The following is a 23168-nucleotide window of genomic DNA, read 5'->3' as shown; positions in this document are numbered from 1 at the left end:
GGTAGGGGCCGTCGGGGGCCGGTCGGAGCCCGGCTGTGGATGGAATCGGGATATGCACAGCCCGGTGCGGGAGTGGTCGACGCGCCTCAGGCGGTGTCGGCCGCGTATCTCGCCAGGGCGTCGTCGATCGGGCCGTCGAACACGAGGCGGCCCTTGTCGAGGTACAGGCCCCTGGTGCAGAACCGGCGCAGGTCGCGCTCGTTGTGCGAGACGAAGAACAGGGTGCGGCCGCCGGCCAGCAGCTCCTCGATGCGCCGGTAGCACTTCTCGCGGAAACCCTTGTCGCCCACCGCCAACACCTCGTCGACCAGGATGATCGGCTCCTCGAGCTGTGCGATGACCGAGAAGGCGATGCGCACGCGCATCCCGCTCGACAGATGCTTGTACGGGGTGTCGAGGAAGTCACCGATCTCGGCGAAGTCGATGATCGACTCGAAGCGGGCGTCGACCTCCTTGCGGGTCATGCCGTGCAGGCCCGCCGTGAGATAGACGTTGTCGCGCACCGAGAGGTCGTCGACGAAGCCGCCGGTGATCTCGATCAGCGGCGCCACGCCCTCGAACACGCCGACACGCCCCTCGTCGGGCAGCACGACCTCGGCGACGAGCTTCAGCAGGGTCGACTTGCCCTGGCCGTTGCGGCCGATCACGCCGATGGCCTCGCCCTGCTTCACCGTGAAACTCACGTCGCGCAGCGCCCAGAACTCGTCGGGGCGCGAGCGACGGGTGCGCCCGGCGAACAGGTCCTTGAAGCTGCGGCGGGCCCGGCGGTTGCGTTTGAAGCGGATGCCCACCTTCTCCACGGCGATGACGTCGTGACCCGCCGCCACCTGCCGCGCCGCCCCCGAACCGACGTCGCCCATCAGATCTCCTTCAGCACGGAGCGCTCCGAGCGCTGGAAGACGAGGACGCCGATCGCGAGCAGCACCAGGGACATCAGGCCGCCGACGCCCACCTGGTACCAGTCGAGCTGGTCGGGGAAAAAGCCCGCCCGGTAGAGCGAGAAGACGCCGCTCAGCGGGTTGAAGGCCGCCCAGCCCTGCAGCTCGGCCGGCAGGTCGTGGGTGCCGTAGATGATGGGCGAGGCGTAGAACAGGAAGCGCAGCGCGAGCTTCACGGCCCGCTCGAGGTCGCGGAAGAACACCACGAGCGGCGCGACGATGAGGGTGACCCCGACGGTGAGCACCGCCTGCAGCAGGATGCCGAGCGGGAACCAGACGAGGTCGACGTTCACGGCCGCACCCGAGAAGACGGCGAAGAAGGCGAGCACCGGGATGCTCGCGACGAACTCGATGCCCTTGGAGAGCACGAGGCGGTTCACCCAGATGGTGCGCGGGATCTTCGTCGAGCGGATGAGCTTCGCCTCACGAAGGAACGCCCGCGTCGAGTCGGAGACGGAGCCGTTGAACCACATCCACGGCAGCAGGGCCGAGAGCAGGAAGACGATGTAGGGCTCGGCTCCGACGGGGCGCTGGAACACCTGCGTGAACACGAACCAGTAGATGCCCGCCATGACAAGCGGGTCGAGGATCGACCAGACGTAGCCGAGCGCGGACGTCGAGTAGCGCACCCGGAGATCTCGGCGGGTCAGCAGCCAGAGCGAATGACGGTAGCGCGACCATCCGCCGCCCTTGCGCGCCGGCGGCAGCTGTGTCGCTGCGCTCACGGATGGTGCCCTTTCGTCGACTGACGCCTCAGCCTAACGCGGAGCCCAGCCGGATGCCCGGCTCACACGGATGCCCGGCCACGCGGGCGCCCGGCTCACACGAAGAGGTTCGCGCGCTCCAGGTCTTCGGCGAAGTCGACCTCGACCGCGTACAGGTCGCTGATGTCGATCGGCTCGACGAGCACGCCGTCTTTCTCGATGGCGAGCTCGAGGCCGCGCTCGAAGTAGTCCTGGTCGTTCACGCGCTGCAGGTGGCGGATGAACGCCGCCTTGTCGCGCGAGGAGATGTAGTTGATGCCCACGGCCTCGCCGAGCCCGCCCACGACGGTCTTCGACAGCTCGTCGATGTAGCCCTCGGCGGTGGTGGTGTACTTGACCTCTTCGTCGGAGACCTTCGCGGTGTTCACCGTGACGAACGACTGGTCGCGGGCGATCAGGGCGACGGTGCGGTCGAGCACGCTGGGGGAGAAGACGACGTCGCCGTTCATCCACAGCACCCCGCCCGACGTCGACGCCTGGAGGGCGCGGAGCAGGCTCTTCGAGGTGTTCGTCTGGTCGTACTCCTCGTTGTAGACGAACGACGCGTCGGGGAAGGCCTCGATGATGTGCTCGAGCTTGTAGCCGACGACGACGGTGACCTTGGCTGCGCTGCCGAAGGTGTGCCGGATGTTGTCGAACTGCTGCCCCATGATGGTGCGCCCGTCGCTCAGCTCGGTGAGCGGTTTCGGGAGCGAGCGGCCCAAGCGGCTGCCCATGCCGGCGGCGAGAATGACGACCTGCGTGGTCATAGTTTCTCCTCTGGTCGATGGGTTCGGCCAGTTCTCAGGCCTGGTTAACCTCATGGTCATGTTCCAGACACGTCTTCATGCCTCCTGACAGCGTACTATGCCCCCTTTTCGGGGCAAGGGGAAAGGCGTGTATCGTTTCTGTTTCGTGATGCGCCGGTGGGGGGCCGAGGGTGTCAGACTGGGGGCTTCGTGAACGTGCATCTGGGGCCGGTGCGGCGTCTCGACGGGATTGATAGGTTGGTGCGGTGAGCTCAGAGTCAGACACTCCAGACACTGGAGGAGCGCGCTCGGGCGAACAGCGCGCACCACGCACGTCGCCGACCACCTCGGCGGCGACCACGAGCTCCGCCGCGCCCCGCAAGCCGGTGAAACGCACGCCCGCGGCGGCGAAGACGCCGGCGGCGAAGACTGCGGCGGCGAAGACCGCCGCTCCCCGCACGGCTGCCGCGACGACGGCCGCAGCCAAGCGGGCTGCCGCGGCGAAGGCCGCTGCCGCCGCCGCCGACGCGGAAGGCAGCGCGGACGTCACCGGCGCAGCTGCACCCGAACCCGCCGAGAAGGCCCCGGTGAAGAAGCCGGCCAGCCCCCGCAAGCCCGTCCAGCGCAAGCCCGCCGCCGCAGCCGCAGCTGGTGCAACAGCAGCAGCCGCGACAGCCGCAGCCGCACCCGCCACCGCCACCCCCGCGAAGCCCACCCCCCGCACCCCCTCCAAGCCCCGCACCCCCGCCCGCCGCCCGGCCCAGCGCCCCACCCCGGCCTCCGTCGTCCGCGACCTCGACCCCACCCGCATCAGCCTCTCCATCTCGGGCCTGACGAAGAAGTTCGGCAGCACCACGGCCGTCGCGGGCATCGACATCGACGTGCCGCAGGGCTCGTTCTACGGCATCGTCGGCCCGAACGGCGCCGGCAAGACCACCACGCTCTCCATGGCGACGGGTCTCCTGCGCCCGGGCGGCGGCTCCATCACGGTCTTCGGCCACGACGTCTGGCGCGACCCGGCGGCGGCGAAGCGCCTGATCGGCGTGCTGCCCGACCGGCTGCGCCTGTTCGACCGCCTCACCGGCCGGCAGCTGCTGCACTACTCGGGTACCCTCCGCGGTCTCGATTCGGCCACCGTGCGTCAGCGCGCCGACGACCTCACCGTGGCCTTCGGGCTGGAGGACGCGATCAACCGCCTCGTCTCCGACTACTCGGTCGGCATGACGAAGAAGATCGCCCTGGCGAGCTCGATGATCCATTCGCCGCGCATCCTGGTGCTCGACGAGCCGTTCGAGTCGGTCGACCCGGTCTCGGCGGCCAATGTCGTCGAGATCCTCGAGCGCTACGTGGCGGGCGGCGGCACGGTCGTGCTCTCCAGCCACAGCATGGACATGATCCAGCGCGTCTGCGACCGCGTCGCCATCATCGTCGAGGGCCGGGTGCTCGCCAAGGGCACGGTCGACGAGGTGCGCGAGGGCGGCACGCTCGAGGAGCGTTTCATCGAGCTGGCCGGCGGCCGCAAGAGCGCGGAAGGCATGGAATGGTTGCTGAGTTCCTCCGACTGAGACTGCGGCTGCTCGGCAACGCGGGGCGTCGTCCGACGTCGCAGCTCGTGGGGGTGCTGATCGGCCTCGCCTACGCGGCGGTCATGACCATCGCGCTCGTGGCCGGGCTCGTCACCCTGCGTGACGCCGACCCTGATCTCGCCCGCACGATCGTCGTCATCTCCGGCAGCGTCGTCGTCGCCGCCTTCTGGCTGGTGCCGGTGGTGTTCGGCCTCACCGACCGCCTCGATCCGCGCTCGTTCGCCCTGTTCGGCGTCACCGACGGCCGCCTCGCGATCGGGCTGCTGGCGGCGTCGTTCCTCGGAGTGCCCGCGCTCGTGGTCACGATCGTCGGGCTCGCCACCGCCGTCACCTGGTCGCAGTCGCCCGGGTCGACCCTGCTGGCGATCGTCTCCGGCCTCATCGGCGCGGTCACCTGCGTGCTCGGTGCCCGAATCTCGGTCTCGCTGGCCTCCTTCGCCTTCACCAGCCGCCGCGCCCGCGAGGTCGGCGCCGTGGTGGGTGTGCTCGCCGTCGTGGTGCTCGTTCCCGGGCTCCTGCTGCTCATGATCACGAGCTGGGGCGGCAACGCGTCAGCGGGTGACGGCGTGCTGCCGGCCCTCGCCGGCGCCCTGGGCTGGACGCCGCTCGGCGCCGCCTGGGCGGTGCCCGCCGAGGCCGTGAACGGCCAGTGGGTCTACGCGGTGCTGAAGCTGCTGATCGCCCTGGCGACCGTGGGGCTGCTCTGGCTGGCCTGGCGGGGTCTCGTGGGCCTGATGCTGGTCTCGCCCGGCACGCGCGACGACGAGCTGCGCGACGAGGCCGGCCTCGGCTGGTTCGGCCGCACCCCGTCCACCCCCACGGGTGCCATCGCCGCCCGCGTGCTCACCTACTGGGCGCGCGACCCCCGCTACTTCGCCCAGCTCGTCATCGTGCCCGCACCGGCGGTGCTCGCGGTGCTGGTGTTCGCCTTCGTCGGCGTGCCGATCGGGTACACGGCGCTCCTGCCGCTGCCGATGATGTGCGTCTTCCTCGGCTGGGTGATGCACAACGACACCGCTTTCGACAACACCGCGGTGTGGCTCCACCTCGTGGCCGGCCGGGTGGGGCTCGCCGACCGGATCGGGCGCATGATCCCGATCGTGCTGATCGCGGTTCCGCTGATCGGCATCGGCTCGTTCCTCAGCGTGCTCTTCGCCGACGACCTGGATGCGCTGCCCGCCGTCCTGGGCGTGTGCACCTGCCTCGTGCTCACCGGCCTCGGCCTCGGCAGCGTCTTCTCGGCGCGCTTCCCCTACGCGGCCACCCGCCCGGGCGACAGCGCGTTCACGCAGCCGCAGTCCACCGGACCCACCTCGGTGCTGGCGCAGCTGTTCTCGCTCTTCGGCACGATCGCGCTCTCCACCCCGGCCATCGTCTACGGCGTGCTCGGCGTCTTCGGCGACCCGGCGTACCTCTGGGTCTCGCTCTGGACGGGCCTCGGTGTCGGCGTCGTGGTGCTCGTGGCGGGCGTCATCGCCGGCGCCCGCATCTTCGACCGCCGCGGCCCCGAGATCCTGGCCGCCGCCCAACGCAACTGACGGCACCGGCCGAGCATCCCGCCGAGCGTTCTAGAATCGTCTCCATGTCCGACCCACTCGCGCGCAGCTCAGAACCCGGCGACCTCCCCGACGGCGGAGGCGGAACCACCACCCTCGATCGCGAGCTCGAGGAGCTGCTGAACACCGAGAACATCGACCCGGGCGATCACGAGCGCTTCTCGCACTACGTCGAGAAGGACAAGATCATGGAGTCGGCCATGACCGGCAAGCCCGTCAAGGCGCTCTGCGGCAAGAAGTGGACCCCGGGGCGCGATCCCGAGAAGTTCCCGATCTGCCCCACCTGCAAGGAGATCTACGAGCGCCTGCTCGACGAGTAGCAGCAGCGCCCGCTAGACGGTCTCGTACACGGTCGGGATGACCGGCTCGCCGGCCGCCAGCCGGAACGCCTGGGCCGGCAGCTCCGCCACCGCGGCCGCGTGGTGCTTCCGCGCGGCCCGCACTCCTGCGGCTCCGGTCGCCCCGCCCAGCACGGCCCCGTCGACGACGAGCGGCACGTGCAGTGCCCGGCCCGAGGCGAGGGCCGAGGCCGGTGCCTCGTCCCCGACGTAGATCGTCTCCGAGACGGCGGTTCCGGATGCTCCGAGCACCCGCACCGGATGCTTCCGCCCCCCGTGCGTGGCCTTGTCGGCCGACTTCTTGGCCACCGACACCCAGGCCCCGTCCGCCCCCTGCCTGGCCACCAGCTTGTAGACCATCCCGGCCGCCGGATGCCCGGAGCCCGTCACCAGCGAGGTGCCCACCCCGTAGGAGTCGACCGGTGTGGACGCGAGGGCCGCGATCGCGTACTCGTCGAGGTCGTTCGTGACGGTGATCCTCGTCGAGGTCGCGCCGAGGGAGTCGAGCTGCTCCCGCACGTCGTGCACGAGCGTGAGCAGGTCGCCGGAGTCCAGGCGCACCGCCCCGAGCGAGGTGCCGGCGACGCGCACCGCGGTCGCGACCCCCTCCGCCACGTCGTAGGTGTCGACGAGCAGCGTCGTCGACGGCCCCAGGGCGTCGACCTGCGCGCGGAACGCCTCCTCCTCGGAGTCGTGCAGCATCGTGAAGGCGTGCGCGGCGGTGCCCATGGTGGGCACGCCCCAGCTGCGGCCGGCCTCGAGGTTGGAGCTCGCGCCGAAGCCGGCGATGTAGGCGGCGCGGGCGGCGGCGACGGCCGAGCGCTCCCCGGTGCGTCGCGACCCCATCTCGGCTAGCGGCCGTCCGCGGGCCGCGGAGACCATGCGGGCGGCCGCCCCGGCCACCGACGAGTCGTAGTTCAGCACGCTCAGGATGAGCGTCTCGAGCACGACGCCCTCCGCGAAGCTCGACTCCACCACGAGCAGCGGCGAGCCGGGGAAGTAGACCTCGCCCTCCCGGTACCCGGTGATGGTGCCGGTGAAACGGTAGTCGGCGAGCCAGTCGAGGGTGGGTGCTCCGACCACGTCGTTCGCGCGCAGCCACTCCAGCTCGGCGTCGGTGAACCGGAAGCGCTCGATCAGTTCGAGCAGCCGCCCGGTGCCGGCGACGACCCCGTAGCGGCGGCCTCGCGGGAGGGAGCGGCCGAAGGCCTCGAAGACGCTCGGCCGGTCGTGGGTGCCGGCGCGCAGGGCCGCGTCCACCATCGTCAGTTCGTAGCGGTCGGTCAGCAGCGCAGTCGAGGTCACGGCTCGAGCTTAGAACGGGCGGGGTTAGGCTGGTCTATCGTGAGTGACGCGCCGATCGGGATCTTCGACTCCGGAGTCGGCGGGCTGACGGTCGCCCGGTCCGTGCGCGACCAGCTCCCGCGCGAGTCGATCCTCTACGTGGGCGACACCGCCCACTCGCCCTACGGCCCCAAGCCGCTCGCCGATGTGCGTCGCTATGCCCTCGACGTGCTCGACGACCTGGTCGCCCAAGACGTGAAGCTGCTCGTGATCGCCTGCAACACCGCCTCGGCGGCGATGCTCCGCGACGCCCGGGAGCGCTACGACGTCCCCGTGATCGAGGTGATCCAACCGGCCGTCCGCACCGCGGTGACCACGACCCGCAACAACCGCGTCGGCGTGATCGGCACCGAGGCGACGATCACCTCCCGCGCCTACAACGACGCCTTCGCCGCGGCCCCGCACCTCGAGCTGTTCACCCAGGCGTGTCCCGAGTTCGTCGAGCACGTCGAGGCCGGCGACACCACGAGCCGCGAGCTCGTCGCCCTCGCCGAGCGCTACCTCGCGCCCCTGGTCGAGCAGGGCATCGACACCCTCGTGCTCGGTTGCACCCACTACCCGTTCCTGAAGGGCGCCATCTCCTACGTCGTGGGGGAGGGCGTGCGACTCGTCTCGAGCGACACCGAGACCGCCAACGACGTCTACCGCACCCTCGTGCGCACCGGAATGGAGCGGACGAGCTCCGAGCCGCCCGAGTACCGCTACGAGGCCACCGGCGGCAGCGCCCAGGAGTTCCTGCGGCTGGCCGAGATGTTCCTCGGCCCCGAGGTCTCCCGGGTCGAACTCGTCGAGACCGGCGTCATCCCCATCCCCCATCCCGCAAGGAGAGCACCGTGACCGATTCCCCGACCACCGGCCCCCGCAAGGACGGCCGCACGGCAGACCAGCTGCGTCGCGTCACGATCGAGCGCGGCTGGAGCGAGCAGGCCGAGGGGTCGGCCCTCGTGTCGTTCGGCAAGACCAAGGTGCTCTGCACCGCATCCTTCACCAACGGCGTGCCGCGCTGGAAGTCGGGCTCGGGCAAGGGCTGGGTGACGGCGGAGTACTCGATGCTGCCCCGCGCCACGAACTCGCGCACCGACCGCGAGTCGGTCAAGGGCCGCATCGGCGGCCGCACCCACGAGATCTCGCGGCTGATCGGCCGGTCGCTCCGCGCGGTGGTCGACCTGAAGGCGCTCGGAGAGAACACCATCGTGATCGACTGCGACGTGCTGCAGGCCGACGGCGGCACCCGCACGGCCGCGATCACCGGCGCGTACGTGGCCATGGCCGACGCCATCGAGTGGGCCCGCCAGAAGAAGTTCATCGGCCAGAAGTCGCAGCCGCTGATCGACTCCGTCTCGGCCGTCTCGGTGGGCATCATCGACGGCGAGCCGATGCTCGACCTGGCCTACGTCGAGGACGTGCGCGCCGAGACCGACATGAACGTCGTCGTCACGGGCCGCGGCCTGTTCGTCGAGGTGCAGGGCACCGCCGAGGGCGCCCCGTTCGACCGCACCGAGCTGAACGCGCTGCTCGACCTCGCGCTGCACGGCACCGCCGAGCTGGCGACGCTGCAGACCGCCGTGCTCACCGCCGACGCGGCGGGGGAGTCGGCCTGATGCGGGTCGTGCTCGCGACCCACAACGCCCACAAGGTGCAGGAGTTCCAGAACATCCTCGGTCAGGCCCTGCCCGAGCTCGAGATCGTCGCCTACGACGGCCCCGAGCCCGTGGAGGACGGCGTGACCTTCGCCGAGAACGCGCTGATCAAGGCGCGCACGGCGGCCGAGCACACCGGGCTGCCGGCCCTCGCCGACGACTCCGGCATCTGCGTCGACGTGCTGCAGGGTGCGCCCGGCATCTTCTCGGCCCGCTGGGCCGGCCACGGCAAGGGCGACCGCGCCAACCTCGAGCTGCTCCTCGACCAGCTCTCCGACGTGCGCGACGAGCACCGCGCGGCGAGCTTCGCCTGCCACATCGCCGTCGTGGTTCCCGAGACGGGCTTCGAGCAGGTCGTATCCGGCCGTTGGCCCGGCCGGTTGGCGCGCGAGGCGGCCGGCGTCGGCGGCTTCGGCTACGACCCGATCTTCCTCCCCGAGGGTCTCGAGGTCTCGGCGGCCGAACTGACGGCCGACGAGAAGAACGCGGTCAGCCACCGCGCCCGGGCCTTCGAGGCGGCCATCCCCGTGTTGAGAATGAACGTCATTCCCGACTAGCCCGAACACGCCCGCGGGCCGCTCCCGGGCGGTTACGGTGGTCGGTATGACGGATGCACGCAGCACTGCCGAGGGCCACTCCCACGGTCACTCGCACGGCGCCGGCGCGAACCGTCGCCGCCTGACCGTCGCCATCGCAATCGTCACGACGGTGCTCGTGCTCGAGACCGTCGGTGCGCTGCTGTCCGGGTCGCTGTCGCTGTTCGCCGACGCCGGGCACATGCTGTCCGACCTGATCGGCCTGATCGTGGCGCTGATCGCCACGGTGGTGGCGGCCCGTCCGGCGAACGAGCGCCTGAGCTACGGCTACCACCGGGCCGAGGTGTTCGGCGCGCTGATCAACAGCCTCATCCTCATCGTCGTGGCGGTGTTCGTCACGGTCGAAGCGGTGGGCCGGCTGCTCTCGAGCGAGACCGGGGAGGTGCAGGGCGGGCTGATGCTCGCGGTCGCGGCCGTCGGGCTCGTGGCGAATTTCGCCTCCCTGATGGTGCTGCGCGGCGGAGCGAAGACCTCGATCAACATGCGCGGGGCGTACCTCGAGGTGCTCGGCGACCTGCTCGGCTCGATCGCCGTCATCGTCGCGGCCGTCGTCATCCTGACGACGGGCTTCGACAAGGCCGACGCCATCGCGTCGCTCGCGATCGCCGCGATGATCGTTCCGCGTGCGGTGACGCTGCTGCGCGACGTGGTGCAGGTGCTGGCTCAGGCGACTCCGCCGAGCATGGACGTGGCGGGCATCCGCTCGCACATCAAGGCGGAGCCCGGGGTGGTCGAGGTGCACGACGTGCACGTCTGGGCCATCACCTCGGGTCGCTACGTGTTCTCGGCGCACGTGGTGGTCGAGCCGGCCGTCTTCGAGCGCGGCGAGACCGGGCTGCTGCTCGACTCGCTGGGGGAGTGCCTCGAGGGGCACTTCGACGTCGAGCACTCGACGTTCCAGCTCGAGCCGGTCGAGCACGCCCGGCACGAGGAGCACCCGCACCGCTAGGCCTGGTCGCCCCGGGGGAGGCGACAGGTCAGCTCTTCGGTGCCGTGTCGACGTCGCCGCCGAAGACCTCGGGCTCGAGGGTGAGCTTCTCGGCGGCCCCGGTGATCTCGACCTCCTCGGCCTCGGCCTCGAGCACGTCGCGCTTGGCCTTGCGGGACTCGCGGATGTAGTGGAACACGGTCGGGATGACCGTGAGCACCACCACGGCGATCAGCACGACGTCGAGGTACTTCTCGGTGAACTCGCGCACCGGCTCGATCTGGCCGAGCGCGAAGCCGAGCAGCACGATGCCGGAACCCCAGATGAGGGCGCCGATGGCGTTGTAGAGCGAGTACTTCTTGTAGTTCATGTGCCCGACGCCGGCGGCGATGGGGGCGAAGGTGCGCACGATCGGCACGAAGCGGGCCATGATCACGGCGAGGGCACCGAAGCGCTCGAAGAACGCGTTGGTGCGCTCGACGTTGCGCACGCTGAACAGACCCGACTCCTTGCGCTCGAAGACCTTCGGGCCGAGCTTGTGACCGATCAGGTAGCCCACCTCGCCGCCGAGGAACGCGGCGAGCGAGATGGCGAGGCAGACCCACCAGATGTCGATGCCGAACTTGCCGCCCACCGCGAGCACGCCGGTGAAGAACAGGAGGGTGTCGCCCGGCAGCAGGAAGCCGACGAGCAGGCCGGTCTCGGCGAACACGATCGCGCAGACGACGAGCAGGGCCACCGGCCCGAAGACGCCGCTGAGCAGGGTGTTGGGGTCGAGCCAGGGGATGAGGGCGGCGGGTGCGGCGGCGATCACGGTCGGTTCTCCAGTCGTCGGGGCGGCTCTCCGCCCGGCGGCAAATCGATGAGAGTGCGGGAGAAGGGACTTGAACCCTCACGCTCGAAAGCACAGGAACCTAAATCCTGCGTGTCTGCCAATTCCACCACTCCCGCAGACGCAAATCCAGTGTAGGGGGTGGGTCGTCGGCGGCTTGTCAGCGTGCGGCGGGCGGTGCGTCCTCGAGCGCCGCGGCGCGGCCGGCGGCGGGCAGGTAGCGGGGGATGGCGCGGATGAGCAGCCCCGCGCCGAGGATGCCGACCACGCCGACGAGCCCGGTGGCGAGCGGCAGCGACGCGACGGCCACCACGGCCGAGACCCCGAGCGGGGCGAGCGCCGCCCCGGCGTCGGCGGTGAATCGGAAGGCGCCGAGGAAGGGCGCCGGGTTCTCGCGCGGCGCGAGATCGGCGCTGAGCGTCATGATGATACCGCTGCCGACGCCGTTCGCGACACCCATCACGATGGCGATGACGACGAACCACTGCGCGGCACTGCCGAGATCGTGCGTGAACGAGAGGGTGATGAGTGCCAGAGCCATGCCGAGTATCGACGGCACCACGCTCCACAGCCGGCCGAAGCGGTCCATGATCCAGCCGCTGGTGTAGAACAGCGCGAAGTCGGCGGCGCCGCCGATGCCGATCACGAGCGCGGTGGTGGAGGGGGAGAGGCCGATGCTCACGGCCCAGAGCGGCAGGATGGCCATGCGGCTGGCCCGGAGGGCGCCCACGACGCCGGCTCCCGATCCCACCCGCAGCAGCACGCCGCGGTTGTCGGCGATGGTGCGGAACAGGCCCGTCGTCTCGGCGCCGACGAGCACTCGGCCGGCGTCGGGCTGCGTGAGGTGAGCGGTCGGGTCGGGCATCCGGAGCAGGATGACCACGACGGCCACGAGGCACGAGATGTGCACCGCGAAGGCCCACCAGACGCTGCCGGTGAGCGCGATCACGGCCCCGCCGATGAACGGCCCGACGAACCAGCCCGCGCGGAAGGCGCCGCCGAGGGTCGACAGGGCACGGGCCCGGATGCGCACCGGGACGAAGCTCGTCATGAACGCCTGCCTGGCGAGCGCGAACACCGCGGCCGAGAGCCCGAGCAGGAAGATGGCGATGCCGAACAGCACGGTGCCCGGTGCGAGCAGCGCCAGCACCGTCGAGACGAGCGAGAGCCCGGCCGCGGCGATCATCGAGCGTCGCTCGCCGATCCTCGACACCAGCCAGCCGCTCGGGATGTCGCCGACCAGCTGGCCGACGACGATCATGGCCGCGATCAGGCCGGCGCCCGCGAGGCCGGCGCCGAGGGAGTGGGCGATGCCGGGGATGATCGGGATGACGGCCCCCTCGCCGATCGCGAACAGCAGGGAAGGGAGCAGGGCCGGGAGCGCGATCGAGCGGAAACGGAAGGTGTCGTCACCGCGTGCCTGGGTCATCCTCGTTAGTTTACCCCGGCTAACGATCGGGCCGCCCGGTAGACTGGCGGCATAATGCTCGACTTAGACCTCAGTGACCAGATCAACCAGCTGCGAAGCACCTTCGCCGACATCCGGACGGTTGTCGACGTCGACGGCCTCCGCACCGAGATCGCCCGCCTCAGTGAGGAGGCCGGGGCGCCCGATCTCTGGGACGACACGGAGAAGGCGCAGAAGGTCACCAGCGCCCTCAGCCACCGCCAGGGCGAGCTGGCGAAGATCGAGTCGATCGACTCGCGGCTCGACGACCTCGAGGTGCTGATCGAGCTGGCGAACGAGGCCGGCGACGAGGAGTCGGCCGAGGAGGCCCGGGTCGAGCTCGTCTCGCTGCAGAAAGTGCTCGGCGACCTCGAGGTGCAGACCCTGCTGAACGGCGAGTTCGACCCGCGGCCCGCGGTCATCACCATCCGCGCCGGGGCGGGTGGCGTCGACGCCTCTGACTTCGCCGAGATGCTGATGCGCATGTACCTCCGCTGGGCCGAGAAGCACGGCTACTCGAGCACCGTGATGGAGACGAGCTACGCCGAGGAGGCGGGCATCAAGTCGGCCACCTTCGAGATCGACGCCCCCTACGCCTTCGGCACGCTGAGCGTCGAGGCCGGAACGCACCGCCTGGTGCGGATGAGCCCGTTCGGTGCCGCCGGCAAGCGCCAGACCAGCTTCGCCGCGGTCGAGGTCATCCCGCTGATGGAGGAGGCGGCGGTGATCGAGATCCCCGAGAACGACATCCGCGTCGACGTCTTCCGTTCCAGCGGCCCCGGCGGCCAGTCGGTGAACACCACCGACTCCGCCGTGCGCATCACCCACCTCCCCACGGGCACCGTGGTGTCGATGCAGAACGAGAAGAGCCAGATCCAGAACCGCGCCGCCGCGATGCGCGTGCTGCAGTCGCGCCTGATGCTCATCCAGCGCGAGCAGGAGGCGGCCCAGAAGAAGGAGCTCGCCGGCACCATCACGGCGAGCTGGGGCGACCAGATGCGCAGCTACGTGCTCGCGCCCTACCAGATGGTCAAAGACCTGCGCACCGACCACGAGGTCAACAACCCCTCGGCGGTGTTCGACGGCGACCTCGACGGGTTCATCAATGCGGGCATCCGCTGGCGCAAGCGCAAGCAGGACTAGGCCGCCGAGGGCCGGGCGGAGCGGGTCCGCCCGCCCGCTTCGTGTGGATTCTATGAATCGGCGCGTCCAGCGCGTCGCGGCGACCGATCACCGGGGGCTCTGCTTAGAGTCATCACGTCATGATTCGGTTTGATCACGTATCCAAAACCTACCGGGGCACCAAGCGACCGGCACTCGACTCGATCGACCTCGAAATCCTTCGGGGCGAGTTCGTGTTCCTGGTCGGCGCCTCGGGCTCGGGCAAGTCCAGCTTCCTGCGCCTCGTGCTGAAGGAGGACCGGCCGACGGGTGGCAACATCCACGTGCTCGGGCAGGACCTGAACGCCATCTCGAACCGTAAGGTGCCCTACTTCCGTCGCAACCTCGGCGTCGTCTTCCAGGACTTCCGCCTGCTGCCCGGCAAGAACGTGTTCGACAACGTGGCCTTCACGCTGCAGGTCATCGGCAAGTCCCGCGGGTTCATCCAGGAGGCCGTGCCCGACGTGCTGCAGATGGTCGGTCTCGCCGAGAAGGCGAACCGCCTCCCGCACGAGCTCTCGGGCGGTGAGCAGCAGCGTGTGGCCATCGCCCGCGCGGTGGTGAACAAGCCCGCCATCCTGCTGGCCGACGAGCCCACCGGAAACCTCGACCCCTCGACCAGCGCCGGCATCATGACCGTGCTCGAGCGAATCAACGCCGGTGGCACCACGGTGGTCATGGCCACCCACGACAACGCGATCGTCGACCACATGAAGCGCCGCGTCGTCGAGCTCGTCACCGGGCAGATCGTGCGCGACGAAGATCAGGGCGGCTACGGCATGACCGCCGAGATCGCCCTCCAGGACTCCGGGCTCACCGCCGAGATCGCCCTCTCGGAGGGGCTCGTGCGCCCGACCGGTCCGGCCCAGCCGCACACGGCGCCGGTGCGTCAGGTTCCGCCCATGCCCTCGACCGCGGCCACCCACGTGGTGCGTCCCGACGAGGCCGAGCCGGTGCGCGAGCGCGTCACGGTTCCGCCCGCACCCGAGCAGGCGACGGATGCGCGGGACCAGGCCGCCCGTCAGCAGCGCGCCACCGCCCAGCAGCAGGCGGCCGCCCAGCAGGCCGCGGCCCTCCAGCAGGTGCGGCAGAACCGTGCCGCCGCCGCGGCCGGCCCGGCGGCCCCGGCCGCGCCGTCGGCTCAGACCCCGGCGGCCCAGGCCGCGCCGCCCATGCCTCCGCAGTCGCTGGCCGCGCAACCGGCCCAGCCCGACCCCCGCGACCCGGCCACCGAGTCGCTCACCCTCGCCGAGAAGCTCGGCCTCCGGGCGCCCGGCGCCGCAGCCGACCCGGCCAACGACCAGAACGTGGGGCCGACGACGTGAGATTCGCACTCATCCTCGGAGAGGTCGGCACCGGCCTCCGACGCAACGTCTCGATGGTCGTCTCGGTCATCCTGGTGACCTTCATCTCGCTCACCTTCGTGGGCGTGGCCATCCTGCTGCACATGCAGATCGGCCAGATGAAGAACTTCTGGTACGACAAGGCGCAGGTCGCCGTCTACATGTGCACGGCCACCTCCGGCGGCGACAACTGCGCCGGCGGCGAGGCGACCCCCGATCAGATCGCCGCGGTGCAGGGCCAGCTCGAGTCGCCCACGCTCGCGCCCTTCATCGACCGCTTCTACTTCGAGGACCACGAGCAGGCCTTCGAGAACTTCCAGAAGCAGTTCGCGGGCAACCCGGTCACCGAATACGTCACGGCCGACCTCCTGAACCAGACCTACTGGGTGAACCTGGTCGACCCGACGCAGTCCGACGTGCTGGTCGAGAGCCTGTCGGGGCTGCCGGGTGTCGAGAGCGTGACCGATCAGCGCAGCTACCTCGAGCAGATCTTCTCTATCCTGAGTGCGGCGAGCTACACCGCGATCGGCATCGCGGCGCTGATGCTCGTGGCGGCGGTGCTCCTGATCGCCACGACGATCCGGCTGTCGGCCTTCTCGCGGCGCCGGGAGCTCGGCATCATGCGTTTGGTGGGTGCGTCGAACAGGTTCATCCAGACGCCGTTCATCCTCGAGGGGGTGATCGCCGCGCTCATCGGATCGGTTCTCGCGGCCGGCGCGATCGTGGCGATCGTGCAGTTCTTCGTGCGCGACTTCCTGGTTCCGGCGCTGCCGTTCACCTCGTTCGTCGGCCTCGGCGACGCCCTCCTGGTCGCCCCGATCCTGCTGCTGCTCGGCGCGATCCTGGCCGCCTTCTCGGCCAAGTTCGCGATCACGCGCTACCTCAAGGTCTGACCGCGTAGACTGGTGGGCTGCCGCGTGCGGCACACCCCCACGTCCCTCGATCCCCAGGAGATCCCGTGCCCCGCGAACGCGGAGAGAAGGTCGTCGCGACCAACCGCAAGGCGCGCCACGACTACACCGTCGAAGACACCTATGAGGCCGGCCTCGTGCTCACCGGCACCGAGGTCAAGTCGCTGCGGGCCGGGCGCGCCTCGCTCGTCGACGGCTACGCCTTCATCGACGGTGGGGAAGCCTGGCTCGACGCGGTGCACATCCCCGAGTACAACGAGGGCACCTGGAACAACCACCCGCCCCGGCGCAAGCGCAAGCTGCTCCTGCACAAGGAGCAGATCATCAAGATCTCGCACAAGACCAAAGAGGGCGGGTACACTCTCGTGCCCCTGCGCCTCTACTTCCTCGACGGGCGCGCGAAGGTCGAGATCGCGGTCGCCAAGGGAAAGCGCGAGTACGACAAGCGCCAGGCCCTGCGCGAGCGCCAGGACAAGCGCGAGGCCGACCGCGCCATCTCCGGCCGCCGCAACCTCGGCGACTGACCCCTCGCGGCGCCCTCCGGGTGCGGGGTGCCCGCGGCGCCCTCGGGTGCGGCGCCACGCGGCTCACACCGGGTAGCGGATGCCCGTGAGCTCCTCCGTGGCGGCCCACAGCCGTTCGGCGACGGCACGGTCGCGCGCGTACGGCTTCGCGGCCACGATCGCGGGGCGGCCCTTCAGCTGGCGCCACCCGTCGGGCCCCCAGTACTGGCCACCGGCCGCCCACGGATCGACGGCCGCCGCCACGAGTGGCAGGGACCCGGCGTCCTTGCCCTGTGCGCCCAAGCGGTAAGCCGCGCGCAGCGGAGCTGCGGCGGTCTTCGGCGTCGGGAGGATGTCGCGGCGCGGGCTGAGCTCGTCGAGCGCGAAGCCCGGATGCGCGACCAGGCTCACCACGTCGGCCCCCGCCGCGCGCAGCCGCCGGTCGAGCTCGAAGGCGAACGTCATCACGGCGAGCTTCGACCGCCCGTAGGTGCGGAACTGCCGGAACCGGCCGCGCTCGCTCTGCAGGTCGTCGAGGTCGAGCCGGAAGAACTCGTGGCTGATCGATCCGAGGCTCACGATGCGGGGCGCACCGTGCTCGGGCGAACGGGGCTGCTCGAGCATCCGGGGCAGCAGCCGACCGATGAGGGCGGCGTGCCCGAGCAGGTTGGTGCCGAGCATCGACTCGAAGCCGTCGGCAGTGAGCTGCCGGCCGTCGCTCGAGAGCACCCCCGCATTGGCGATCAGGGCGTCGATCGGGGCGAGGTCGGCCAGCTCGGCCGCGGCCGCCTCCACCGAGGCGAGGTCGGCGAGGTCGAGGCGCACGAAGCGCGCGTCGGCTCCGGGAACGTGCCGGGCGAGCGACGCCAGGGCGGCCTGCCCCTTCTCGGGCGAGCGGGCCGCGATGACGACGCTCGCGCCCCGCGCGGCGAGCTGCTCGCTCGCCCAGTAGCCCAGCCCGCCGGTGCCGCCGGTGACGACGACGTGGCGGCCGCGGAGGTCATCGGTCATCGGGCGACCGGGGAAGCGGCGCTGAACCGCGCGTGCACCGAGGCCTCGATCACGATGGCGCTCGGCCGAAGCTCGATGCCGCCGCCGCCGGCGGACTTCGCCATGGCGAGCATGCGCGGCTGGCCGCCGCCCGAGGGGCCGGCTCCCGGGTCGTCCAGCAGGCCCGGGTCGCTCAGCGAGAGCGCGGTGACCGTGCCGAGGCCCAGGGCGTCGGCGTACTCGCGGGCCTTGGTCAGCGCATCCTGGATCGCCGCCTGGCGCACCTCGCGCTGCAGCACCGCCTCGGTCTCGGGAGCGAGCCGCCACTCGATGCCGTCGACCGCGATGCCGTCGCCGGCCGAGACGACGTCGATCCACTCCGACAGCGCCTCGAAGTCGCCGAACTCGGCGTCGACGAACACGGCGCTGTGGAACTCCACGGGCAGCCGCGAGCCGTCGGGGCTGTAGGGGCGCTGGCCCCAGACCCGGATGTCCTCCGACGTCCAGTCGATCACGGGGCCGCCGTCGGGGTGCAGCAGGGTCACGAGCGACCCGGTCACCGACTCGTGGGCGGCGCGGGTGGCGGCGAGCACGCTGTCGCGCTTGGAGCCCTCGAAGCCGATGCCGATGCGCACCTTCGCGCGCTCGGGGGTGCGGCGCAGCCGGCCGGTGCCGGCGACGGTGATGATGGTCTCTGGCATGACCTCACGCTAGCCCATCACCCTGGTGGCGCACCGTGCCGAGGGCGACGTATACTAGAGGGCTGCAGCGGATGAGCATCCGGTGCATTTGGAAACTCAACAGCGTACGACAACGGCCCATCGCGGGGATGATCGGTTTCGACACTGCCTGCGAAACTGCGAGAAGCGGGCCGAGGATGCGGGGTTATCTCGTTAACGCCCTCCGCAAAACATAAGTGCCAATTCAAACAGCACTGTTGCGGCCAAGAAGGCCACCTTCGCCCTCGCGGCCTAGGTCTTCCTTCCTAGCTAAATAGCAACTGTCGGTCCGGGAATGCTCTCTACCCGGGTTCCGGCATTATCTAGAGAGATTGCTGCGTGACTGTGTCTCAGGGTCACGTGGGACTTCAACTGTGACTGGGCCCGTCGACCTAGGTGCCAGTAGCAAAGGTCGGGGCCGAGCAGAACGCCTGTACTGGCTACACCCGTAGAAGGCGCGGAATCACAGTAGTGGACGGGGGTTCAATTCCCCCCATCTCCACCAGCGCCGTTGTCGTACGTTGTTGACCATTGAGATCCTCTAAATCACGCGGAACAATGGTTGTCTGCAGTTGTAGCAATATGAGTCGTATTGCCTTCGCTGCGGACTGTCTGCGGACCGAGCAAAGTTCCACTTTCGTTGCCTCCCGGCAGTGCCCTACCCTGACTGACACAGAGCAACGATGCTCGATACAAGGGGGAGATCACGGGCATGCGATTTGTAGTAGGCGAGAACCAAGCTGGGAGCAATTCTTGGTGGCTCCACGGGGGTAATGGCGAGATGGTCGCATGGTCTGGCGAGACCTTCGCCTCTAAAAGTAACGCGGAGCGAGCCGCCTCGGCCTTCAAGGCAGGAGCATCTACTGCGCGATATGAGATCTATCAAGACTCGGGTCAGAACTGGCGATGGGTCGCTTGGCGATCAAGCGACAAAGTAGCCAGTTCGGGGGAAGATTTCAGCAGTCAATATTCGGCCCAACGGGCAGCCGACAACGTCCGCGACAATGCCAGGTACGCCACGGGCGCGTAGGTGCTGTTCTTAGCCCGAGGAATCGAGGACGGATACTTTTGGGTGGTGGGAGAGATCCGGGGTGAGTTGGCTGAGACGCCCTAAAGGCGTCCGTCGGGCGAAGAGTGATCCCGGCGGCCGAACCGACTTGCACGAAGGTCACGACCGAGCAGGGGACCCGTCGTGACCTTCGCAGTTGGAGCCTAAGCGCTAGGTGGGCAGATTCGGCGACAGGCCACGCTATCCGTGAGGACGGAGTGGCCCGCCCAGGTTGATCGTGCCGCTTTCCCAACTCGAACAATTGTCGGAGCTCCTGAGAGAAGTGCCTCCCAAGCCTCATGCCTCACCGAGTGCACACCCGACTGACCACTAGGCTCTGACGCAGCGGGGACCGCGGTGCATCCCCACAATGCGCCGCGGTCCCCGTCTAAACAAACGCTTGTAGCCGCTCGATTGCCTCATTCGGAGTCTCAAAGGCACCGAGTTCGTAACCGAACTGCGACCAGTCCGCGTCATCCGCGTGGCCAAGGCGATACCCATCGGTCTCACGCTCGATCCTCCAGGGAGTCTCGACGAGGACCCCATCCAGCTCTCGAACAACCCAGAAGTGGTCGTCCTCGATGCCCCTGGCCAACATGATCATGATGGTCAGGCTAGACCCGAAGCGTCACTACCCGGAGGGCCCTATTTCTGGGGGTACGACGACAGCATCCTGACCTGGACGCGTCCGCGCTGAGACCGCCCATCACAGGTAGTCTGCCAACATGGCCAAGCACGAGCCCCGCGCGATCAACCGTCGAACTGTGATCGGAGCTGTCTGGGCAACACCGGTCATCGTCGCCGCCACAGCAGTGCCGGCGATGGCAGCGAGCGCCCCGCTCTCTCAGTTGTCGCTCGAGGTATCCCCGCCGTCCCCCTACGAGAACCGCACCAGCTTCGTGATCCGAGCGACCAACGAGGGTGCTGCCGCTATCCCGGCCGGAGCTTTGACGGCTTACCTTCCGTTGAACGGGTTCTGGTTCAGCGGGTTCAGCGGCGACATCGCCTGGAACTACGGCCCTGACGATCCCACCGGTGAGTCCTACACCTTCGTCTACAACGCATCGGTCCCAGCAGGGGACACGGCCGGACCACTTCTGCTCATCCTCGGTAAGAACGACCCCGACCAGTCGCCACCACCGGTAGCGACCCTGACTATGTCGGCTTCGGGCTATTCGTCAGTCTCTGGCAGCCTCCCGCTGCTCTAATCGAGTCGCAACCGGTCCCGGGCACTCGGGTCAGTCGGCGCTGCCCGTGGACGCAAATCGTCTACCCGTCGGGGACTCAGGGCCGTCCGCCTCCAGCGCATCCCAGCGAAGCTTTCGTTGCAGGAAGACGTCTCGCTCCGTCCAGTGGCATCTGAGCCGGCCTGCTGGCACCCATGAGACCTTGCCGCTTCCGCGAGATGTTCAATCTCGACCCTTTTGTTGACGATCGCTCGTAGGTAGGCCGGTGTTAGCGCGGCTCGCGCGCCTGTTCGGTACGCCCAGATGTCCCCGGTGTCATACCTTCCATCGAATGCCGCACTGTCGTCTCCCTCGGCACCGACTGTCAGTGACCGTATAGGCATTTTGGCGGGTTGTCGGAGGCGCTGCCTACGATCGGGAAGGCGACCAGCCGTACGGTGTCATTCGCGAACTCACATTCGGTGCCGACAAACACACGGTCATTTGGTACCGACTGGTTACCTGGTCGCCAAGCTCGAGCGGACGCAGGCTGGTCGGATACCACCAGGATCCGAAGGTGCTGGCCGATCTCGCCTGGGAAAATTGCGTCAGTCGCGGGTCAGCGAGACGCGCCCACCAGAACCGTCTATCTGGGACTAACACCGGGCGATAAGGCAGAAGGCGGCACGGCTCTCCAGTTCCGATCACGAAGTTGGCACGGCGACGAAAGGTCCTTTGTAATCGACCTTCGGCAGATCATTCACTCTTCGCAGCTCGGACGCTAGACGGCGGATCTGCTTCTTCAGATCTAATGTCGGCTCTCGATAACTCCAGTGCTCGACTGCAAAGTGCGCAATTGCGTTCTTGTCCGGCGAACCGCTGAGAATTGGCGCACCCTCGAGGGGCTTCGAGTACCGCCCACCATCCCAAGTGGCCGCCCTGGATGGGTGAGTGGCTTCAAACGCCGCGTTCAGCAATTCGGCCGGCACATAATTCTCGATCTCACGGCCAGCGGTAACCCAGGCGAAACCGCCGGCAGAATCCTCGAACTCCTCAACGATCCGACGCTTCGTTGCGTTTAGCGGCGCTCGGGGAGACTTCTTGTCGCTGTCGATTAGAACGACCAGATTGCGATTCAACCGTCGTAGAGAGATGAATTCGGTAATTTCGCGCTGGCTTGCGTCGAGCTGGGAAAGCAACCTGCCTCCGTAAAACATGATCGAGTAGTGCACACCTTCAGTTAGGTGTGGATCGACGGTGCGCAGCCAGAACTCCAAGTAGATCCGATCCGAGGGCCCCTCGACCCAGATGACGGCGTTCGATTGCACAATGTCCGAGGCTCGGAACCCGAGATCGGTGGCAATCTTCCAAACATCCGTCGGCGAAACTGCTGCGTCAATAGTCGAGCCGCCAGATTCGAGTTGCACGTGAGATATAGAGGCGATGCTCGAATCGAGTATGTGAGCCGAGTGGGTGGCGATCAGGTAGTGATTCGAGGTTTCGGTCGCTAAGTAACGCAGAAGACGTTTCTGCATCAGAGGGTGCAGGTGGACCTCCGGCTCCTCAATACAGACCAGTTCGCCATCAAGAATCGTGGCCGCAACTGCCAGAATGATGACCTCGTGAACGCCCGTTCCTAGACTGTCCAAGGGCAGGACCCGGCCTCGGCTTTGGACCAGGATGTCGTCCTGAGTAGCTGGTACGCGGAGTCGGGCCGTCGGATCCTCGAGGACTATACGCGTGAAGCGATTTATAGCTTCAAACTTTTCGGCGTTTTCCTCGTAACCATCGAGGAGGGGGTTCTCTAGGCGCGCCAAGCGCTTGATTAAGCCGATCCCGCTGTGATCAATGACCCCGTCGTCGGCGTCGCGAATCTGGCGAAATGCGGCGATCGTCGAAACTGCCGGCACAGGAATTGATCGTGCGATCTGGCTAATCAACGCTCGAAACTTTGCGGCCTGGTTGAGATTCGTGCCGACGTTGTACGAAGCGAGCAGGGCAGCAAGGCCGTGGCGCATTTGCCGCTCCGAGTAGTCGAGCTCACTCCAATATGCGCTGTACTGCTCTGCGGCCGTTTGCATCTGCGCTGACGAAACCAGAGGCTCCTTACCCATCCCCGGGCCCGACTCGAAGTCGAACCAAGGGTCTCCCCGCGGGCCCACAGGTCGGAATGCCGGCAGCGACAGCAAGGCATCAAGCTCCAGAAGCTGCTGCAGTAATTGGTGGTCGGGTATCTCTTCGCTTCTGAGCTTGGTTTCCAAAGCACCTCGAACATCAGCAGAGATAGAGAGCGCGAATTCAACGCTGCCGTCGTAGTCGTTCGGCAGATCAAGATCAGTCGGACGGCGAAACTCCTGTTTCCGGAGTAGTGGTAGATACCTCTGGGCAACTCTTAGAACATTTGACTTGCCGCTATTGTTCTGCCCCACCAGGAGGTGGAGCTTCGACATTGGCCCCACCCGCTGAATGTCTTCCCTGCGGAAACTCCGGTACCCACGCAGACCCAAGCCACTAATCACGGTGCAAGTGTGGCACGCCTTCGCTGCGGACTCATTGGCGGTTTCACTCGCGCCAAACACGACTAGCGACGCTCGCGGATGCCGCTGGATGCCATAGTTGTCGAATAAATT

General features: G+C 68.3%; 23 protein-coding genes, 1 tRNA gene and 1 other RNA gene. 14 read left to right on the top strand and 11 right to left on the bottom strand.

Annotated elements, in window-relative coordinates; genetic code table 11:
* Positions 1–86 precede the first annotated feature (86 nt).
* The 3 genes from NVV95_RS11320 to NVV95_RS11310 all read right to left on the bottom strand — a co-directional run bounded on the left by NVV95_RS11320 (position 87) and on the right by NVV95_RS11310 (position 2451).
* Positions 87–860, bottom strand: a complete 774-nt coding sequence (locus NVV95_RS11320; protein ID WP_259486650.1) for an ABC transporter ATP-binding protein — start codon at positions 858–860, stop codon at positions 87–89.
* Entirely contained in the window at positions 860–1645 is a 786-nt protein-coding gene (locus tag NVV95_RS11315; protein ID WP_259486944.1) for an ABC transporter permease, read from the bottom strand. Before NVV95_RS11315 ends, NVV95_RS11320 begins: the two co-directional genes overlap by 1 nt.
* Before the next feature lie 113 nt (positions 1646–1758).
* Positions 1759–2451 (bottom strand): phosphocholine cytidylyltransferase family protein, encoded by a 693-nt coding sequence (locus NVV95_RS11310; RefSeq protein ID WP_259486649.1) that lies wholly within the window; start codon positions 2449–2451, stop codon positions 1759–1761.
* A 245-nt stretch (positions 2452–2696) separates the two neighbouring features.
* Between NVV95_RS11310 and NVV95_RS11305 the strand changes: the two genes are divergently transcribed.
* From NVV95_RS11305 to NVV95_RS11295, 3 genes are read left to right on the top strand one after another with little or no spacing between them, the layout of a single operon-like run.
* Positions 2697–3995 (top strand): ABC transporter ATP-binding protein, encoded by a 1299-nt coding sequence (locus tag NVV95_RS11305; RefSeq protein ID WP_259486648.1) that lies wholly within the window; start codon positions 2697–2699, stop codon positions 3993–3995.
* Entirely contained in the window at positions 3971–5554 is a 1584-nt protein-coding gene (locus NVV95_RS11300; RefSeq protein ID WP_259486647.1) for a hypothetical protein, read from the top strand. Before NVV95_RS11305 ends, NVV95_RS11300 begins: the two co-directional genes overlap by 25 nt.
* A 44-nt stretch (positions 5555–5598) precedes the next feature.
* Positions 5599–5892, top strand: a complete 294-nt coding sequence (locus NVV95_RS11295; RefSeq protein WP_259486646.1) for a DUF3039 domain-containing protein — start codon at positions 5599–5601, stop codon at positions 5890–5892.
* Between the two features lie 12 nt (positions 5893–5904).
* On the opposite strand, the gene NVV95_RS11290 is transcribed toward NVV95_RS11295, so the two are convergent.
* On the bottom strand, positions 5905–7173 hold the full coding sequence (locus tag NVV95_RS11290; RefSeq protein WP_375163825.1) for a nicotinate phosphoribosyltransferase: 1269 nt from the start codon (positions 7171–7173) through the stop codon (positions 5905–5907).
* Positions 7174–7254: 81 nt separating this feature from the next.
* Here NVV95_RS11290 and murI point away from each other — a divergent pair, with 81 nt between their 5' ends.
* The 4 genes from murI to NVV95_RS11270 are packed head-to-tail and all read left to right on the top strand — an operon-like array spanning position 7255 to position 10439.
* On the top strand, positions 7255–8091 hold the full coding sequence (gene murI / locus NVV95_RS11285) for a glutamate racemase (RefSeq protein ID WP_259486644.1): 837 nt from the start codon (positions 7255–7257) through the stop codon (positions 8089–8091).
* Positions 8088–8855, top strand: coding sequence for a ribonuclease PH (gene rph / locus NVV95_RS11280; protein WP_259486643.1), 768 nt, complete (start codon positions 8088–8090; stop codon positions 8853–8855). Before murI ends, rph begins: the two co-directional genes overlap by 4 nt.
* Positions 8852–9451 carry an RdgB/HAM1 family non-canonical purine NTP pyrophosphatase gene (rdgB, locus tag NVV95_RS11275; RefSeq protein ID WP_259486943.1) on the top strand — a complete coding sequence of 200 codons (600 nt, stop codon included), beginning with the start codon at positions 8852–8854 and terminating at the stop codon, positions 9449–9451. Before rph ends, rdgB begins: the two co-directional genes overlap by 4 nt.
* 46 nt (positions 9452–9497) lie before the next feature.
* Positions 9498–10439, top strand: coding sequence for a cation diffusion facilitator family transporter (locus NVV95_RS11270; RefSeq protein WP_259486642.1), 942 nt, complete (start codon positions 9498–9500; stop codon positions 10437–10439).
* Positions 10440–10467: 28 nt separating this feature from the next.
* On the opposite strand, the gene NVV95_RS11265 is transcribed toward NVV95_RS11270, so the two are convergent.
* The 3 genes from NVV95_RS11265 to NVV95_RS11255 all read right to left on the bottom strand — a co-directional run bounded on the left by NVV95_RS11265 (position 10468) and on the right by NVV95_RS11255 (position 12679).
* Positions 10468–11232 carry a DedA family protein gene (locus NVV95_RS11265; RefSeq protein WP_259486641.1) on the bottom strand — a complete coding sequence of 255 codons (765 nt, stop codon included), beginning with the start codon at positions 11230–11232 and terminating at the stop codon, positions 10468–10470.
* 55 nt (positions 11233–11287) lie between these two features.
* Positions 11288–11369: transfer RNA gene (locus NVV95_RS11260), tRNA-Leu, on the bottom strand.
* Positions 11370–11410: 41 nt separating this feature from the next.
* The gene (locus NVV95_RS11255) at positions 11411–12679 is read right to left on the bottom strand and encodes an MFS transporter (RefSeq protein WP_259486640.1); all 1269 of its coding nucleotides are present in this window, start codon (positions 12677–12679) and stop codon (positions 11411–11413) included.
* Between the two features lie 54 nt (positions 12680–12733).
* On the opposite strand from NVV95_RS11255, the gene prfB reads away from it, so the two are divergent.
* The 4 genes from prfB to smpB all read left to right on the top strand — a co-directional run bounded on the left by prfB (position 12734) and on the right by smpB (position 16636).
* Positions 12734–13840 carry a peptide chain release factor 2 gene (gene prfB, locus NVV95_RS11250; protein WP_259486639.1) on the top strand — a complete coding sequence of 369 codons (1107 nt, stop codon included), beginning with the start codon at positions 12734–12736 and terminating at the stop codon, positions 13838–13840.
* 119 nt (positions 13841–13959) lie between these two features.
* On the top strand, positions 13960–15183 hold the full coding sequence (ftsE, locus tag NVV95_RS11245) for a cell division ATP-binding protein FtsE (protein WP_259486638.1): 1224 nt from the start codon (positions 13960–13962) through the stop codon (positions 15181–15183).
* Positions 15180–16094 carry a permease-like cell division protein FtsX gene (gene ftsX / locus NVV95_RS11240; protein ID WP_259486637.1) on the top strand — a complete coding sequence of 305 codons (915 nt, stop codon included), beginning with the start codon at positions 15180–15182 and terminating at the stop codon, positions 16092–16094. The genes ftsE and ftsX overlap by 4 nt, the downstream gene beginning before the upstream one ends.
* Before the next feature lie 65 nt (positions 16095–16159).
* Positions 16160–16636 carry an SsrA-binding protein SmpB gene (gene smpB / locus NVV95_RS11235; protein WP_259486636.1) on the top strand — a complete coding sequence of 159 codons (477 nt, stop codon included), beginning with the start codon at positions 16160–16162 and terminating at the stop codon, positions 16634–16636.
* Positions 16637–16699: 63 nt separating this feature from the next.
* On the opposite strand, the gene NVV95_RS11230 is transcribed toward smpB, so the two are convergent.
* Together NVV95_RS11230 and NVV95_RS11225 are read right to left on the bottom strand one after the other, a co-directional pair.
* Positions 16700–17626 carry an oxidoreductase gene (locus tag NVV95_RS11230; protein WP_259486635.1) on the bottom strand — a complete coding sequence of 309 codons (927 nt, stop codon included), beginning with the start codon at positions 17624–17626 and terminating at the stop codon, positions 16700–16702.
* Positions 17623–18306 carry an SIMPL domain-containing protein gene (locus NVV95_RS11225; protein WP_259486634.1) on the bottom strand — a complete coding sequence of 228 codons (684 nt, stop codon included), beginning with the start codon at positions 18304–18306 and terminating at the stop codon, positions 17623–17625. The genes NVV95_RS11230 and NVV95_RS11225 overlap by 4 nt, the downstream gene beginning before the upstream one ends.
* Before the next feature lie 124 nt (positions 18307–18430).
* On the opposite strand from NVV95_RS11225, the gene ssrA reads away from it, so the two are divergent.
* Together ssrA and NVV95_RS18515 are read left to right on the top strand one after the other, a co-directional pair.
* Positions 18431–18829: a transfer-messenger RNA gene (gene ssrA / locus NVV95_RS11220) on the top strand.
* Positions 18830–19036: 207 nt separating this feature from the next.
* On the top strand, positions 19037–19354 hold the full coding sequence (locus tag NVV95_RS18515; RefSeq protein WP_510732601.1) for a DUF1508 domain-containing protein: 318 nt from the start codon (positions 19037–19039) through the stop codon (positions 19352–19354).
* Positions 19355–19760: 406 nt separating this feature from the next.
* Here the strand turns inward: NVV95_RS18515 and NVV95_RS11215 are convergent, their stop codons facing one another.
* Positions 19761–19976: a hypothetical protein gene (locus NVV95_RS11215; protein ID WP_259486633.1), complete on the bottom strand. Its 216-nt coding sequence runs from the start codon at positions 19974–19976 to the stop codon at positions 19761–19763.
* Positions 19977–20097: 121 nt separating this feature from the next.
* Between NVV95_RS11215 and NVV95_RS11210 the strand changes: the two genes are divergently transcribed.
* Entirely contained in the window at positions 20098–20580 is a 483-nt protein-coding gene (locus NVV95_RS11210) for a hypothetical protein (RefSeq protein ID WP_259486632.1), read from the top strand.
* 662 nt (positions 20581–21242) lie between these two features.
* Here the strand turns inward: NVV95_RS11210 and NVV95_RS11205 are convergent.
* Entirely contained in the window at positions 21243–22988 is a 1746-nt protein-coding gene (locus NVV95_RS11205; RefSeq protein ID WP_259486631.1) for an AAA family ATPase, read from the bottom strand.
* Positions 22989–23168: the final 180 nt, after the last annotated feature.

It is taken from the genome of Herbiconiux gentiana, from assembly GCF_024978135.1.
In the GTDB taxonomy this organism is placed as follows: Bacteria; Actinomycetota; Actinomycetes; order Actinomycetales; family Microbacteriaceae; genus Herbiconiux; species Herbiconiux gentiana.
The sequence above is the reverse complement of the archived record's forward strand: the minus strand, read 5'-3'. Positions and strand labels throughout refer to the sequence as shown.